Genomic DNA, 15,099 nt, shown 5'->3' with positions numbered 1-15,099 from the left:
TTTGGGTCCATCTGCTTAGGACGACGAAGGCAGGGCTTGAGCCCGCGGTGCCGCAGCCGGCGGCGCCCTTTCTTTTCGCCGCTCAGCCCAGTCCTCCAGCCAGTCGCGGCTCTGCATCTCGATCAGGCGAGAGGCCGTGCGCTCGAACTCGAACACCTCGACGCCGCGTTTTGCCACGTAAAGCTCTTGTGGCGGCGCCTCGGCGCTCACCACCAGCCGCACATGATGATCGTAAAGCGTGTCGATCAACAGGATGAAGCGCTTGGCCTCGTTGCGCTTGCCTTCGCCCAGCACCGGGACATGGTCGATGAAGATGGTCGAGAACCGTCCGGCAATGGCCAGGAAATCACGCGCGCCAAGCGGTTTTTCGCAGAGATCGGCAAAGGAGAACCGCGCCGCGTCACCGGCGGCGGCCGGCACCAGAACCTGCCGGCCCTTCAGCGTCAGCGAGGTCGCGGCTGTCGGCGCGCCGCGCGTCATCGTCCGCCAGGCCTCGTCCAGCGTCCGGTCGGCCGTGTCGTCGGCTGGCGTGACATAGACCGGCGTGCGGGCGAGCTTTTCCAGCCGGTAATCCTTGTCGCTGTCGAGCGACAGCACCTGCGCGTGTCGTTCCAATATGCCGATGAACGGCAGGAACAGCTGGCGGTTGAGCCCATCACGGTAGAGATCTTGCGGCGCCACGTTCGAAGTAGCGATCAACACGACGCCATTGGCGAACAGCGCCGAAAACAGCCTGGACAGGATCATCGCGTCAGCGATGTCGGTGACCGAGAATTCGTCGAAGCACAGCACCCAGGCCTGCTCAGCCAGCGCCTTGGCCACGGGCGGGATCGGATCGTCTTCTTTGACGTCGCCGTTCTTGCGCGCCTGCCGGTGCTTCTGGATGCGGTCCTGCACATCGGCCATGAAGTCGTTGAAATGCACGCGGCGCTTGCGCCGGACCGGCAGCAGCTCGAAGAACATGTCCATCAGCATGGTCTTGCCACGGCCGACGCCGCCATGGATGTAGAGGCCTTTGACGGCCTCATGCGTCTCGCGCTTGCGGGCAAACAGCCAGCCCAGCGCGCTGGACTTGTGCGCCAGCCGCTTGGCCGAGATCTCGTCGGTCAGCCGGTCGAGCGCCGCGGCGATCCGCTCCTGCGCCGGATCGCGTCCGATCGCGCCGGTTTCCACAAGGTGGTCGTAGCGCTGCCTGACGGTCGCATGGGTCTGGAGGCCGTCACGCAGATGCATCGGTCACGTCGTTTTTCTCATGCACGTCGTTGCCCCAAAACCGGAGCCCCAGTTTGGGCGACATGCACTGGGGAGATCGGGCTACCTAGTAAGCGAAATCGGCTGACCGTTGGAAGTCTGGCCGTCGAATTTCGAGCCGCCCGAGGAATAGAGCCGCGCCAGCGAGCCGCCATTCTCATCGTAAAGTGTCAGCTGCTTGCCGGCGACGTTCCACGACTTGATGCCGTCGATCGGAGCCGGGCAATGCAGCGGCCCGGCGCGGAAGCCGGCGCCGAACTTGGTCTGCGGCGTCGCGATCTTGCAGCTCTGCCCGGAAACGCTGGCATTCCAGACGCCGGCGACGGCTGCCGCGCTGAGATCCGAGGCCCCGGCGGGCGCCTGGCCGTCCGGCGGCAAGGACGCAACCTGCGTGTTCGCCGGAGCGGTCGGGAACTTCGACGGGTCGGTGGTGCCGGGCGAGGCTGGCGGCGGCAACTGGTTGGAAGTCACCTGGCCGGCCGGCGCCGGCTGCAGCGGCGCCGGTTGCTGGTCGTCCATGGACGAGAAGCGCGAGGTCGAGCAACCGCTCGCAACGAGCGCCGCCAGCGATGCGGCCACAAGACCGCTTTTCGAAAAATTCATTACAACCTCCGTCGGATCCGGCTGGGGGGAAGCCGTCCGCGCAATATCACCCTCCACCAAGATGGAGAAGGTGGCGAAATTTCAACCCGATATGGTTAAAATAGGGTTTGCGGCAAGATTGTTGCAAATTTATCGCAATCACGACCTGCCATGTTCGCCCGTCGCTCAAATCCGTGGAGTTCGGCCGCGACCGCGCATTCGCCTTGCAAATGCTTGCGCCAACCGGCGCAACGCCTATGTCTAGGAGCCGAAACCCGCTGGAGCATGCCTTGGCCGCGAGAAAGAAAGCCGCCAACCGCTATTACAGCGGTCCGCCCAGCGACCATTTCGATGGCACCTTGTTCTTCAATCCCGGTGGCCGGATGCCCGGACGCTTCACCGATCTGCTGAAATGGCAGCTCAACGGCCAACGCGCGAAATGGCCGGCGACGAGCCCGAGTCCCTTTCCGCAGGCGAGGCCGTCCGCGAGGGTCGAAGGCACCGACCTGACCGTCACCATGGTCGGCCATTCGACCTTGCTGATCCAGACGGCCGGCCTGAACATCCTCACCGATCCGGTCTGGTCGCAACGCACCTCGCCGTTCTCCTTCATCGGGCCAAAACGCGTCAATGCACCGGGCATCGCCTTCGACGACCTGCCGCCGATCGACCTCGTGCTGGTCAGCCACAACCATTATGACCATCTCGACCTCGTCACGCTGAGGCGACTGAAGGAGAAGCACGATCCGCTGGCGGTGACGCCGCTCGGCAACGATGTGCTGATCGGCGAGGCGGTTCCCGGCATGCGGCTGGCGGCGCATGACTGGGGCGACAGGATCGACATCGGTGACCGCGCCGCCATCCACATCGAGCCGGCGCATCACTGGTCGGCGCGCGGTGCGCGTGACCGGCGCATGGCACTGTGGGCCGGCTTCGTCATCGAGACGCCGGGCGGCAAACTCTATTTCGCCGGCGATACCGGCTTCCACGACGGCATCAACTACCGGCTGATGGCGGACAAACATGGCGGCTTCCGCTTCGCCATCCTGCCGATCGGCGCGTATGAGCCACGCTGGTTCATGGCGCCGCAGCACCAGAACCCGGAGGAAGCGGTGCAAGGCATGAAGCTGTGCAAGGCCGCCTTCGCCGCCGGCTGCCACTGGGGCACATTCCAGCTCACCGACGAACCGATGGACGAACCGGTCCGCAAACTGGCCGAGGCGCGTGAGGCGGAGGGCGTGCCGCCGGAGCGCTTTCGCGCCTTGCAACCCGGCGAGGTCTGGGACGTGCCGGAGATCGGGCACGGCTGAAGTCTGCATTGGCCATTTACGGCACCGTCATTTTCGCCGATGGTCCGCCCAGCAGAAAAGGGGGATGCGGATGAAATCTATGCTTGCAGCGCTGATGGTGCTGGCAATCTCGGTGCCGGCGGCTTTCGCGGGCGAAATCACTGATCGCGCCGCCGAGGCCGAAAAGGCGCTGCAGGCCGGTGACGGAGCCGGCGCGCTGGAGAAATTCCGCGGCGCCGAGGCGGCCTTGTGGCAAGCGATGCCGCTCGCCGTGCAGAATGTCAAACAGGTCGATTCGGCCGGCGGCTTCGGCATCTACAGCGAGCGTGCCAATCATATCTACAAGCCAGGCGAGAAGGTCGTGCTCTATATGGAGCCGGTCGGCTACGGCTATGGGTCGGACGGCCTCGGCAACAGCCAGATCGCGCTTTCCGTCGACCTCACCGTGCTTTCCGACTCGGGCGAAGCTTTGGGCACCTTCGAGAAAATTGGAAGCGTTCAGGTCGCTTCCCGCTCGCACAACCGCGAACTCTTCTTCAAACTCGACCTGTCCCTCGACGGACTGCCGCCCGGGAAATACAAGTGCAACTTCCTCATGCATGACCAGAACTCGACCAAGACGGCGCCGTTCAGCACCGATATCGAGATCGCCGGCTAGGTTTTTCCACTGACATCGCCTCGCAGCCGGCGGGAACCCAAGCGCGACAGAAGCGTTTTCATGCGGTTTTGAAATCTGTCGTTTTGCGAGGCATTCCCATGATCAAATGGATCATCATCCTGCTCATCGTCGCCGCGGCGGCGAGCCTGCTCGGCATGCCGGCGCTGGCCGGAGCCGCGGCCACCGGCGCGCGCATCCTCATCGGCATCGTTCTCGTCATCTTCCTGCTGGTGGTGCTGGGCATCTTCGCGGTGACCTGAGTCCGGCGTCTTCGCCGTGACTAAGTCCGGCGTCTTCGCCGTGACCAGTCCGGCGTCTTCGCCGTGACGGAACACGCCTGCGCACTGGTAATTCCCGCCCGTTTCCGCCATATAGCGCCAAACGGACACGGAATTTCGCGGAGCAATGGCAAGCACTGCCCCTTTCGCCAAGATGAACGGCATCGGCAACGAGATCATCGTCGCCGATATGCGCGGCCGTGCCGATCAGGTGACGGCGGCGGCGGCCCTTGCGCTGAACGCCGATGCCGCGACCCGCTTCGACCAGATCATGGCGATCCATGATGCGAAGACGCCGGGCACCGCCTACTATGTCGACATCCTGAATTCCGATGGCACCAGTGCGCAGGCCTGCGGCAACGGCATGCGCTGCGTCGTCCAGGCGCTCGCCGCCGAGACCGGCCAGAAGACCTTCACCTTCGAGACCCGCGCCGGCATTCTCAACGCCAGGGAACATGCCGACGGCACGATCTCGGTCGACATGGGCATGCCGCATTTCGGCTGGCAGGAAATTCCGCTCGCCGAGGAGTTCCGCGACACCCGCATGATCGAATTGCAGATCGGCCCGATCGACGCTCCGGTGCTGCATTCGCCCTCCGCCGTCTCGATGGGCAACCCGCACGCCATCTTCTGGGTCGACCGCGATGTCTGGTCCTATGAGCTCGAGCGTTTCGGCCCGCTGCTCGAAAACCACCCGATCTTTCCCGAGCGCGCCAATATCACCATTGCTGAGGTGACCTCACCCGAGAGCATGATCATCCGTACCTGGGAACGCGGCGCCGGCCTGACCAAGGCCTGCGGCTCCGCCGCCTGCGCATCGGTGGTGGCCGCGGCCCGCACCAGGCGCACCGGCCGCAGCGTCAGCCTTTTGACCCCCGGCGGTGGCACGCTGCATGTCGAATGGCGCGAGGACGACCACGTCATCCTGACCGGTGCCGCCGAGTGGGAATTTTCCGGCAGCTTCGATCCCTCGACCGGCACCTGGGCTCGCGACACCGAAAGCGCGGCCTGATGTCGGTTGCTCTGTCCAGGAGCCCGGATTTCGACGGCTCCCTTTCCGAGGCCCCCAGCCGCATTGACGTGGTGACCTTCGGCTGCCGGCTGAACACCTATGAATCCGAAGTGATGCGGCGCGAGGCCGAAAGCGCCGGTCTCGGCACGCTGCAAGGCGGCGCGGTGATCTTCAACACCTGCGCCGTCACCGGCGAGGCGGTCCGCCAGGCCAAACAGGCGATCCGCAAGGCGCGCCGCGACAATCCGCAGGCGCGTATCATCGTCACCGGCTGCGCCGCGCAGACCGAGCCTGAAAAATTCGCCGCCATGGACGAGGTCGATCTCGTGCTTGGCAATGAAGAGAAGCTGAAGGCAAACTCGTACCGCGCGCTGCCGGATTTCGGCGTCAACGACACCGAGAAGGCCCGCGTCAACGACATCTTCTCGGTGCGCGAGACCGCCGGCCACATGGTCGATGCCATAGAAGGCCGCGCCCGCGCTTTCGTCCAGGTGCAGAATGGCTGCGACCATCGCTGCACCTTCTGCATCATTCCCTATGGCCGCGGCAATTCCCGCTCGGTGCCGATGGGCGCCGTGGTCGAGCAGGTCAAGCGTCTCGCCGGCAATGGTTATGCCGAGATCGTGCTGACCGGCGTCGACATGACCAGTTTCGGCGCCGATCTGCCGGGGGCGCCCAAGCTCGGCAAACTGGTGAAGACCATTTTGAAGCGGGTGCCCGACGTGAAGCGCCTGCGGCTATCCTCGATCGATTCCATCGAGGCCGACGACGATTTGCTCGATGCCATCGCCACCGAACCCAGGCTGATGCCGCATCTGCATCTGTCGCTGCAGTCCGGCGACGACATGATCCTGAAGCGCATGAAGCGAAGGCATCTGCGCGACCAGTCGATCCGTTTCTGCGAGGATGTGCGCAAATTGCGCCCTGCGATCGTCTTCGGCGCCGACATCATCGCCGGCTTCCCGACCGAGACCGACGCCATGTTCGAGAACTCGATAAGAATCGTCGAGGAATGTGGCCTGACCCATCTCCATGTCTTCCCGTTTTCACCGCGCGAGGGCACGCCCGCCGCGCGCATGCCGCAGGTCCGCCGCGAACTGGTCAAGCAGCGTGCCGCCCGTTTGCGCGCCGCCGGCGAAGCCGCCTATCGGCGCCATCTGTCCTCGCTGCCTGGAACCCGTCAGTCGATCCTGATCGAGCGCGATGGCCTCGGCCGCACCGAAGGATTTACCCTCGCCGCACTCGGCACCGGCGCGCCGGGCGAGATCGTCGAAGCGACAATTACTGGCCACGATGGCGCCCGGCTCAACGCAGTGCCGCTTGCCGCACGCGCCGCCTGAGAAACGCAAAGCATGGCTGGTTTTTTCAAGAAGATATTTTCGTTCGGCAAGAAAGAGGTTGTCGAGGAGCGCGTCGACGAGACCGCCCCTCTGCCCCCGATCAAATGGGACCAGCTCGATGCGCTGAAGCCGGCTGCCGAACAGGTCGTTCCGGAATTTCTGAAGCGCGAGGAACTGGAACCGGCGCCCCACCCTCCCGTCGATGGGGAGGGTCTCCACGAAGTAGCGGGGAGGGGTGACAGCGCCGACGCCAGCGCCGATCACCCCCACCCCCAAGCTGCGCTTGGGACCTCCCCCATCGAGGGGGAGGTAAAGGACGCGCCTCAGCCGTCGCCTGTCGAGGAGCCGGCACCCGAGCCCGCTCCGACCATCCCGGCCACGCCGGAGCCGGCGATTCCCGCTGAGCCGGAACCCCTGCCGCAGCCCGCGCCGCAAGAGGAACCCGCACCCGCGCCTGAGCCGCCGGCGCCCGAGGAAATTCCACTTCCCCCCGCCGCTCCGGAGCCCGCTCCCGAGCCGCAGCCGCAAGAAGTCCCCGCTCCGGCGCCTGCGGAGCCGGAGATTGTGCCGCCGCGCCCGGAAAAGCAGCCCGAACCGGCACCGATCGAAGTGCCAGCGCCGCCTGCGGAGATCCCGGTCGAGACACCAGCACCGATCGAGGTGCCTCCACCGGCGGCCCCGTCCGCACAGCCGACTTTAGAAGCTGGCGCCGCCCCTCATCCGCCTGCCGGCACCTTCTCCCCGTATAGAGACGGGGAGAAGGAAGCTGCCAGTGACGCCACGCCTTCTCTCGCAAACATTGAAGAAGAAGCCTCGACGCCGACGCCCCCCTCTCCCCGTACTTCACGGGGAGAGGGTAAGGGTGAGGGGCAGCGCGAGCGCACGCAAGATTTGGCACCTGCTGCCGAACTCGCGCCAGCGACTGCCGCGCCTCAGGCCCCGGCGGCGGAAATCGCGCCTCCCATTCGTCAGCCGGCACCAATCGAGACGCAGCCCGTCCTTGCCGAGATCGCGCCCGAGCCGCAGCCCGTCCCACAGCCGAAGCCGGAACCGAAACCCGCTCCCGGCAAGGTGACCGTCGCCAAGAAGGTCGAGCAGAAGGCCGAGCCGGTGAAGGCGCCGGAGCCGGCGCCGCGGCGCTCCTGGTTCCAGCGCATGCGGGACGGGCTTGCCCGTTCCTCGCGCGAGCTCACCGGCAACATTGCCGGCGTCTTCACCAGGCGCAAGCTGGACGAGGACACGCTGCAGGACCTGGAAGACGTGCTGATCCGCGCCGATCTCGGCATGGAGACGGCGCTGCGCGTTACCGATGCGCTGGCTTCCAGCCGCTACGGCAAGGATGTCTCCGACACCGAAGTGCGCGCCATCATGGCGGCCGAGGTGGAGAAGGTGCTGACCCCTGTCGCCATGCCGCTGGAACTCGACCTCTCGCACAAGCCGCATGTCATTCTGGTGGTCGGCGTCAACGGCACCGGCAAGACCACCACCATCGGCAAGCTGGCGGCAAAACTGACCGATGGCGGCCTATCGGTGATGCTCGCCGCCGGCGACACCTTCCGCGCCGCCGCGATCGAACAGCTGAAGATCTGGGGTGAACGGACGAAATCGCCCGTCATCGCCTCCAAGCTCGGCGCCGATGCCGCCGGCCTCGCCTATGACGCCTTCGAGAGGGCCAAGGAAGCCGGCTCCGACGTGCTGATCATCGACACCGCCGGACGCCTGCAGAACAAGACTGAACTGATGGCCGAGCTCGAGAAGATCGTGCGCGTGCTCGGCAAGCTCGACCCGGAAGCGCCACACACCGTGCTGCAGACGGTCGACGCCACCACCGGCCAGAACGCGCTCAACCAGGTCGAGATCTTCCGCAACATCGCCGGCGTCAACGGCCTGGTGATGACCAAGCTGGACGGCACGGCGCGCGGCGGTATTCTGGTGGCGATCGCGGCAAAGCACAAATTGCCGGTCTATTTCATCGGCGTCGGCGAACAGGTCGACGACCTCGAACCTTTCTCCGCGAGCGAATTCGCCAGGGCGATCGCTGGAGTGGCGTAACGGCATGATCCCTTTTCAACGGGATCGTGCGTAAGAAGGAAGATCATGAACCCACCCATTCTCGAACGCGATCCGTCCGACCCGCAGAAAGAGAAGAAGGAAGGCGTCAATCCCGTGCTCAAGCTGGTGCTGGAGCTTGGGCCGCTGCTGGTGTTCTTCTTCGCCAATGCGCGCGGCGAGTGGCTGGTGCAGAAATTCCCTGTTCTGGGCGAATTCGGCGGCCCGATCTTCGTCGCCACCGGCCTGTTCATGGCCGCAACGGCAATCGCGCTGATCGCCTCGTGGCTGCTGACGCGCACGCTGCCGATCATGCCGATGGTGTCGGGCGTCGTCGTCTTCATCTTCGGCGCGCTGACGCTCTATCTGCAGGATGACATCTTCATCAAGATGAAGCCGACCATCGTCAACACGCTGTTCGGCGGCGTGCTGCTCGGCGGCCTCTACTTCGGCAGGTCGCTGCTCGGCTATGTCTTCGATTCTGCCTTCAAGCTCGATGCCGAAGGCTGGCGCAAGCTCACCTTCCGCTGGGGCCTGTTCTTCCTGTTCCTGGCCATCGTCAATGAAGTGGTGTGGCGCAATTTTTCCACCGATGCCTGGGTTACCTTCAAGGTCTGGGGCATCATGCCGATCACGCTTCTGTTCACCTTCAGCCAGATGCCGCTGATCCTGCGCCATTCGCTGGACGACAAGGCAAGCGGGGAAGAAAAGGCCGGCAAGTAGAGCAATTCCAGGAAGAGTGTGAAGCGGTTTTCCGTCCGGAATTGCGTCCAAACAACTGAGGAGAGGGCCATGGAATTCGTCACCACGCACGAAGAATTGCGGACGATCTACAAGACGCCACGGCCGACCGACGGTTCCATTCGCAAGGAGCTCAAGGCGCTCGACGGCCATTGCCGCTCCTTCATCGGCAAGAGCCCCTTCGTGCTGATCGGCTCGTCCGATGGTGCCGGCAATGCCGACGTGACGCCGAAGGGCGACAAGCCCGGCTTCGCCGCCATTCTCGACGACAGGACCATCGCCATCCCCGACCGGCCCGGCAACAACCGGCTGGACACGCTGGAGAATATACTGCGCAATCCCTCGGTCGGGCTGCTCTTCCTCATCCCCGGCATGAACGAGACGCTGCGCGTCAATGGCGATGCCCGCATCACCGTCGACGCCGGTTTGCGCAAGCGCCTCGCCGTCGACGGCAAGGAGCCGCAAAGCGTCATCGTGGTCACGGTCAAGGCGGCCTACATGCATTGCGCCAAGGCCTTCATGCGCTCTGATCTGTGGAAGCCCGACACCTGGTACGACCGCGCGACGCTGCCGACGCTCGGCCAGATCCTGCGCGACCAGCTGGTGGTCGCCGATTCGGCCGAGGCGACGGACCGCTGGCTCGACGAAGAATACAAGCAGACGATGTGGTAGGCGCCGGACCGATCCCACGCTGTGCTGAACCTTCTCGCCATCTCCGGCAGCTTGCGGGCCGCCTCCACCAATTCCGCCCTGGTCGCGGCACTGGCGAGCAACGCGCCGGCGGGCTGCCGCGTCACCATCTATGGCGGGCTCGGCCGTCTGCCGATCTTCAATCCCGATGACGAGGGCGAGCGCACGCCGCGCGAAGCGGCCGAGCTGATCGACGCCGTCACCGGCGCCGACGGCATCATCGTCTCCTGTCCCGAATATGCCCATGGCGTGCCTGGCGGGCTGAAGAACGCGCTCGACTGGCTGGTCTCGCGCGACGCCGCCATCGCCAAGCCCGCCATGCTGGCCCACGCCTCGCAGCGCTCGCTGTTCGCCCGCGCCGCTTTGGCCGAGGTCATGCGGACGATGTCCTTCGCGCTTTGTGAGGGCGGGATCGAGGTTGCATTGCTGGGGAAGAAGCCGCCGGAGGTGGATGGCATCCTGGCGGAACCGGTGAGCGTGCTGGCAATGCGCAATGGGCTCACGGCCTTCGCGGAGTTTATCCGCTCGCGCTGATCTGTTGGCGGCCAACCATACGACTTCGTCATTCTAGGGCGGAGCAAGGAGCGCAGCGACGCGGCGCAGACCCCTGGAGCTGCTCAGCAGCCCAAGGAATCCATGCCGTTACACTAAGGCGCTGCAATGCTTACAGAATTCTGCACCGCAGCACTCCGAGTCGGAAGTCACGGCATGGATCCTCGGGTCAAGCCCGAGGATGACGAAGGAAAGGTGCACCCGCAGTCGAGCGTCGCCACCCTACCCCTTCCGCAGCGTCTCGACGTCGGTCCTGCCGACATACCAGTCGCGGGCATTGACCTCCTCGAAAACCACCCAGACATCGTCATTGCCAAGTCCGGTGGCGTCCATGATGGCCGCCGTGACTTTCTTGGCGATGTCAGCCTTCTTGCCTGCCGGATCGGCGGCGATCACTTCCTTGACGATGCGGATGTTGACGAATGGCATGACGCTCTCCCCTTGAATTGTGTCTGATTCCGGCAAGAGACTGCTTCGAGATCCTTTCCGGAGAACTGAATGGCGGCAGCTCCGGCAGCCGAGGCGCAACTGGCGCCACGGGTATGCGCAGCAACGCCATCAAAACCCGCCAGAGAAGCGTGTCGAGCAGCCTCAAAAAGTCTTGGCCCCGTTCACCATCAGCCGCACCGAATAGAGCGAGGTGGTGCCGGCGATGTAGAGGCAGTTCAGCTTGGCGCCGCCGAACACGCAATTGGCGGTCACCTCCGGCACCTTGACCTTGCCGATCAGCGTGCCGTCCGGATCGTAGCAGTGGATGCCGTCGGCAGCGCTGGTCCAGATGCGTCCGTCGGCGTCGAGCCGGAAGCCGTCGAACAGGCCGGCGGTGCAGTCGGCGAAGACCTTGCCACCCGACACCTTCTTGCCGTGCTTGCCGACGTTGAACACCCGCATATGCGCCGGGTTCTCAGCGCCGTGCGTACGGCCGGTGTCGACGACATAGAGCAGGCTTTCGTCGAGCGAGAAGGCGAGCCCGTTGGGCCGCACCATGTCGGTGATGACGGCCTCGATCTCGCCGCTGTCGGGATCGACCCGGTAGACGTAGCAGGCGCCGATCTCGCTCTCGGCCTTGTCGCCCTCATAGTCGGTGTCGATGCCGTAGGTCGGGTCGGTGAACCAGATCGAGCCGTCGGACTTCACCACCACGTCGTTGGGTGAGTTCAGCCGCTTGCCCTTCCATTTGGCGGCAATGGTGGTGACCGAGCCGTCATGCTCGGTGCGGCTGACGCGGCGGCCCGAATGCTCGCAGGTCACCAGCCGGCCCTGCCGGTCGACGGTGTTGCCGTTGGAATTGCCCGAGGGCTGGCGGAAGACGCTGACGCTGCCATCCGTCTCGTCATAGCGCAGCATGCGGTTGTTCGGGATATCGGACCAGACGACATAGCGCCCGGCGGCGAACCAGGCCGGCCCTTCCGCCCAGCGGCATCCGGTGAACAGCTTCTCCACCTGCGCATTGCCGTTGAACAGGCGCGCGAAGCGCGGATCGAGAATTTCGTAATAGTCTGCGGCCGCCATGCATTTCCTCCCGGCATCACGTGATACCGGATCAAGCCAGCCCGCGATCGATCTGGCAAGACGCGGCCTTCGCAATTTGTATGACAAAACAGAGAGGAAGCCGCCGCCCAGGCAGTTCTGGCCCCGATCGTCCAACCAGGACGCCTTAGGACTCGATTAACCGGCTATGCGCTGCGTGCAATGGTGCATTGCAACATCTTCTTTTTGCAACGCACCAATCCTATGTCATGTTTCGTATTGACCAAGGGAGGAAGAAACCGCCGCCAGAATGCGGCACAGAAGGACCCTTGCTATGATCTTCAACGATCTCATGACCCGCGCTCGCAACAACATCGCCAAGCGCAAGCACTACAACCGCCTCGTCGCCGAAATCGACAGCTTCTCCAGCCGCGATCTGGCCGACATGCGCGCCGACCGCTCGGAAATGCTCTACCAGATCCACAAGCAGATCTACGGCTGAGTATTTCGACCTATCACGTTCGTCATCCTTGGGCGTAGCGACGCGAAGCGGAGCGAAGACCCCCTGGAGCTGCTCAGCAGCCCGAGGGATCCATGCCGTGATCTTCGAGCGCCGCGGCGGTGCAGAATTTCTGTCTACCGCTGTACGCAACGCCTATTCTGATCCGAAGTATCCTTGACCAACGTCCCGGCATGGATTCCTTGGGCTGCTGAGCAGCTCCAGGGTCTGCGCCGCGTCGCTTCGCTCCTTGCTTCGCGCTAGAATGACGAAGCGCGAGAACGCCATCAGTTCGGTGCTGCTAATGCCTTGTCGATCTGCGGCAGCAAGAGATCCCGCGCCGCTTCCGCCGTCAGCGGGCCGACATGCTTGTAGGCAATTCTGCCGTCCTTGCCGATGACGAAGGTTTCCGGCACGCCGTAGACGCCCCAGTCGATCGCCGTGCGGCCGGCTTCGTCGACGCCGATGGCCTGGAACGGATTGCCGAGATCGCCGAGGAACCGGCGGGCGTTTTCCGGCCGGTCCTTGTAATTCAGCGCCGCCATGGTGAACCGCTTGTCCTGCGACAGCGCCAGCAGCACCGGATGCTCTTCGCGGCACGGCGCGCACCATGACGCAAACACATTGACCAGCGTGACCTTGCCGGCGAACGCCCTCGAATCAAGCCCCGGCAGGTTTGACCCCTCCAGCGCCGGCAGATTGGTCTGCGGCGCCGGCAGCCCAATCAGCGCCGATGGCACTTCCGAGACATCGCGTCCTGACAGCAGCTGCCACAGGAACAGGCCCGCCAGGCCGAGAAAGATCAGCAGCGGCAACAGTACGAACAGGCGGCGACCACGCGTCGGCGTTTCGGTTTCGCTGCTCACGACTTTTCTGCCTCCGCCTTGTCGGAACGCCGCCGCACGCCGGCTGCTTCCAGTTCGGCAAGATCGCGCTTGCGGCCCTTTTGGTCGAGCAGGATCCAGCCGATCAGCCCGGCCAGAACAACCGCCGTGATGCCGTAGGCGGCCGTGACATAGAGTGCATGCACACTCATGCTTGCCGCTCCATCGGCGCGCCTCTTTCCAGCCGTCTGCCTCGTTCGATCATGCTTTCCCTTAGCGACATGCCCATGGCTGCGCAACGCGCCGTGGGTTCAAACCTACATGGCCGCCGCGCCGCCGCCCTTGACGTCGCGCAAACCATGCCAAACCTCGCTCAATCGGTTCCGTGGCGCAGCGCCAGCGCTGCCGAGGCCGGCCCCAGCACGCCAAGAAACAGCGTCAGCGCGGCAAGAATGAGGAAGGGTTGCAGGAAAGGATCGGGATCGGCCGTCGCGCCGTAGCTCGCCGAAACGCCGAAGATCAGCACCGGAATGGTCAGCGGCAGCACCAGCACCGAGATCAGCAGCCCGCCGCGCGGCAGCGCCACCGCCACCGCGGCACCAGCGGCGCCAATGAAGGTGATGGCCGGCGTGCCGACCAGCAGCGTCAGCGCGGTCGCGCCGATGCCGAGCGGCTCCATGTTCATGAACAGGCCGAGCAAGGGGGCGGCGACGACCAGCGGCAGCACGCTGCCCGCCCAATGCGCCAGGCATTTCACCAGCACGGTCAGCGCCAGCATGTGCCGGTCGTTGCCCAGCACCAGCAGATCGAGCGAGCCATCCTCGCGGTCGGCCTGGAACAGCCGGTCGAGCCCGAGCAGGCAGGCGAGCAGCGCGCCGATCCACAGGATCGCCGGGCCGATGCGGGAAAGCAGCTTCAGGTCCGGCCCGACGCCGAACGGGATGGTGGCGATGACGGCGAGGAAGAAAATGACGCCGGTCAACGCGCCGCCGCCGGCACGGATGTTGAGGCGGATGTCACGGGCGAAGAGGGACCACATTACGATATGATCCCTTGTTGAGGCAGGCGCTCTGTGGCTTCCCCCATCCTCAACTCCGTCGCCTCGATCCCCAGCGGCAGATGCGTCGCCGCGACAATCATCCCGCCAGCCACGCAATGCTTCATCATCAGTGCCGCGAACCGCGCCTCCGACGCCTTGTCCAAACCCGCCGTCGGCTCGTCGAGCAGCCACAGCGGCCGATGGCTGACCAAGAGCTTGGCGATCGCCGCGCGCCGCCTTTGCCCGGTCGAGAGATAGCCGAACGGCAGATGGCCGATGCCGCCGAGCCCGACGGTCTCCAGCGCCTCGTCGACACTCGAATCGCCACTTCCATTGAAATCACGCCAAAAGCGCAGGTTTTCCACGACACTCAGCGCCGTCTTCATCGCGTTCTGATGCCCGAGATAATGACAGGCCGAGGCGATCGACGGAAAGTCATCGCCGCCACCTTCGATCAGCAGCCGGCCTTCGGCCTTCGGCAGCAGTCCGGCGATGATCCGGAGCAAGGTCGATTTGCCCGATCCGTTCGGCCCGGTGACGACCAGCGCCTGGCCCTGATCGAGCGCAAAGCCGACGCCGGAAAAAACCCCCTCGCCGCCGCGTTCGCCGCCCAGATTTTCGGCGATAAGCCGCATCCCTCGCCTGCCCCGAAAACAATGTTCCGCGGTCGCTGCCGCATCGCACAAATTTGCTTTTTGACTGTCTAGAACTATTCCGGAAAATTCTCTATATGCGGTGCATCCGTGCCAGCGGTCGGCTCGGGAACAGAATTAGCGCCGAACCAGCGCACGCGCCGCCTTGAACGGCTCGGGTTGCTTGGGAACG

18 protein-coding genes are annotated in these 15,099 nt (G+C 64.6%); 10 read left to right on the top strand and 8 right to left on the bottom strand.

Going from position 1 to position 15,099, the window contains the following annotated elements:
• Positions 1 to 15: 15 nt before the first annotated feature.
• Positions 16 to 1,233, bottom strand: a complete 1,218-nt coding sequence (gene zapE / locus D3242_RS08155; RefSeq protein ID WP_019862042.1) for a cell division protein ZapE — start codon at positions 1,231 to 1,233, stop codon at positions 16 to 18.
• A gap of 81 nt (positions 1,234 to 1,314) precedes the next feature.
• Complete coding sequence (locus D3242_RS08150; RefSeq protein ID WP_019862043.1) at positions 1,315 to 1,854, bottom strand: protease inhibitor Inh/omp19 family protein; 540 nt, start codon at positions 1,852 to 1,854, stop codon at positions 1,315 to 1,317.
• A 236-nt stretch (positions 1,855 to 2,090) separates the two neighbouring features.
• Between D3242_RS08150 and D3242_RS08145 the strand changes: the two genes are divergently transcribed.
• The 9 genes from D3242_RS08145 to D3242_RS08105 all read left to right on the top strand — a co-directional run bounded on the left by D3242_RS08145 (position 2,091) and on the right by D3242_RS08105 (position 10,424).
• On the top strand, positions 2,091 to 3,143 hold the full coding sequence (locus D3242_RS08145; RefSeq protein ID WP_064981748.1) for an MBL fold metallo-hydrolase: 1,053 nt from the start codon (positions 2,091 to 2,093) through the stop codon (positions 3,141 to 3,143).
• A gap of 70 nt (positions 3,144 to 3,213) precedes the next feature.
• Complete coding sequence (locus D3242_RS08140; RefSeq protein WP_027047543.1) at positions 3,214 to 3,780, top strand: hypothetical protein; 567 nt, start codon at positions 3,214 to 3,216, stop codon at positions 3,778 to 3,780.
• A 98-nt stretch (positions 3,781 to 3,878) separates the two neighbouring features.
• Positions 3,879 to 4,040: a DUF1328 family protein gene (locus D3242_RS08135; protein ID WP_010912345.1), complete on the top strand. Its 162-nt coding sequence runs from the start codon at positions 3,879 to 3,881 to the stop codon at positions 4,038 to 4,040.
• A gap of 145 nt (positions 4,041 to 4,185) precedes the next feature.
• The gene (gene dapF / locus D3242_RS08130) at positions 4,186 to 5,070 is read left to right on the top strand and encodes a diaminopimelate epimerase (RefSeq protein WP_064981487.1); all 885 of its coding nucleotides are present in this window, start codon (positions 4,186 to 4,188) and stop codon (positions 5,068 to 5,070) included.
• Positions 5,070 to 6,410, top strand: coding sequence for a tRNA (N(6)-L-threonylcarbamoyladenosine(37)-C(2))-methylthiotransferase MtaB (gene mtaB, locus D3242_RS08125; RefSeq protein WP_064981489.1), 1,341 nt, complete (start codon positions 5,070 to 5,072; stop codon positions 6,408 to 6,410). The genes dapF and mtaB overlap by 1 nt, the downstream gene beginning before the upstream one ends.
• Positions 6,411 to 6,707: 297 nt before the next feature.
• Complete coding sequence (gene ftsY / locus D3242_RS08120) at positions 6,708 to 8,462, top strand: signal recognition particle-docking protein FtsY (RefSeq protein WP_394811851.1); 1,755 nt, start codon at positions 6,708 to 6,710, stop codon at positions 8,460 to 8,462.
• A 45-nt stretch (positions 8,463 to 8,507) separates the two neighbouring features.
• Entirely contained in the window at positions 8,508 to 9,182 is a 675-nt protein-coding gene (locus D3242_RS08115; protein ID WP_064981492.1) for a septation protein A, read from the top strand.
• Between the two features lie 69 nt (positions 9,183 to 9,251).
• Positions 9,252 to 9,872, top strand: coding sequence for a pyridoxamine 5'-phosphate oxidase family protein (locus tag D3242_RS08110; protein WP_038650599.1), 621 nt, complete (start codon positions 9,252 to 9,254; stop codon positions 9,870 to 9,872).
• 21 nt (positions 9,873 to 9,893) lie between these two features.
• A complete protein-coding gene (locus D3242_RS08105) occupies positions 9,894 to 10,424 on the top strand; it encodes an NADPH-dependent FMN reductase (protein ID WP_064981494.1) in 531 nt (176 codons plus the stop codon).
• A 240-nt stretch (positions 10,425 to 10,664) separates the two neighbouring features.
• On the opposite strand, the gene D3242_RS08100 is transcribed toward D3242_RS08105, so the two are convergent.
• Positions 10,665 to 10,871 (bottom strand): tautomerase family protein, encoded by a 207-nt coding sequence (locus tag D3242_RS08100; RefSeq protein ID WP_019862056.1) that lies wholly within the window; start codon positions 10,869 to 10,871, stop codon positions 10,665 to 10,667.
• A gap of 162 nt (positions 10,872 to 11,033) precedes the next feature.
• On the bottom strand, positions 11,034 to 11,954 hold the full coding sequence (locus D3242_RS08095; protein ID WP_019862057.1) for an SMP-30/gluconolactonase/LRE family protein: 921 nt from the start codon (positions 11,952 to 11,954) through the stop codon (positions 11,034 to 11,036).
• 292 nt (positions 11,955 to 12,246) lie between these two features.
• Between D3242_RS08095 and D3242_RS08090 the strand changes: the two genes are divergently transcribed.
• Positions 12,247 to 12,414, top strand: coding sequence for a hypothetical protein (locus D3242_RS08090; protein ID WP_019862058.1), 168 nt, complete (start codon positions 12,247 to 12,249; stop codon positions 12,412 to 12,414).
• 284 nt (positions 12,415 to 12,698) lie between these two features.
• Here D3242_RS08090 and D3242_RS08085 read toward each other — a convergent pair whose 3' ends face one another.
• The 4 genes from D3242_RS08085 to ccmA all read right to left on the bottom strand — a co-directional run bounded on the left by D3242_RS08085 (position 12,699) and on the right by ccmA (position 14,909).
• Positions 12,699 to 13,277 (bottom strand): DsbE family thiol:disulfide interchange protein, encoded by a 579-nt coding sequence (locus tag D3242_RS08085; protein ID WP_019862059.1) that lies wholly within the window; start codon positions 13,275 to 13,277, stop codon positions 12,699 to 12,701.
• Positions 13,274 to 13,447, bottom strand: a complete 174-nt coding sequence (gene ccmD / locus D3242_RS08080) for a heme exporter protein CcmD (protein ID WP_064981496.1) — start codon at positions 13,445 to 13,447, stop codon at positions 13,274 to 13,276. Before ccmD ends, D3242_RS08085 begins: the two co-directional genes overlap by 4 nt.
• 161 nt (positions 13,448 to 13,608) lie before the next feature.
• Positions 13,609 to 14,274 (bottom strand): heme exporter protein CcmB, encoded by a 666-nt coding sequence (ccmB, locus tag D3242_RS08075; protein ID WP_019862060.1) that lies wholly within the window; start codon positions 14,272 to 14,274, stop codon positions 13,609 to 13,611.
• Positions 14,274 to 14,909 carry a heme ABC exporter ATP-binding protein CcmA gene (gene ccmA / locus D3242_RS08070; protein ID WP_064981497.1) on the bottom strand — a complete coding sequence of 212 codons (636 nt, stop codon included), beginning with the start codon at positions 14,907 to 14,909 and terminating at the stop codon, positions 14,274 to 14,276. Before ccmA ends, ccmB begins: the two co-directional genes overlap by 1 nt.
• Positions 14,910 to 15,099: the final 190 nt, after the last annotated feature.

Source organism: Mesorhizobium jarvisii (assembly GCF_003601985.1).
Taxonomy (GTDB): Bacteria; Pseudomonadota; Alphaproteobacteria; order Rhizobiales; family Rhizobiaceae; genus Mesorhizobium; species Mesorhizobium jarvisii.
This window is presented reverse-complemented; position numbering and strand designations above follow the sequence as displayed.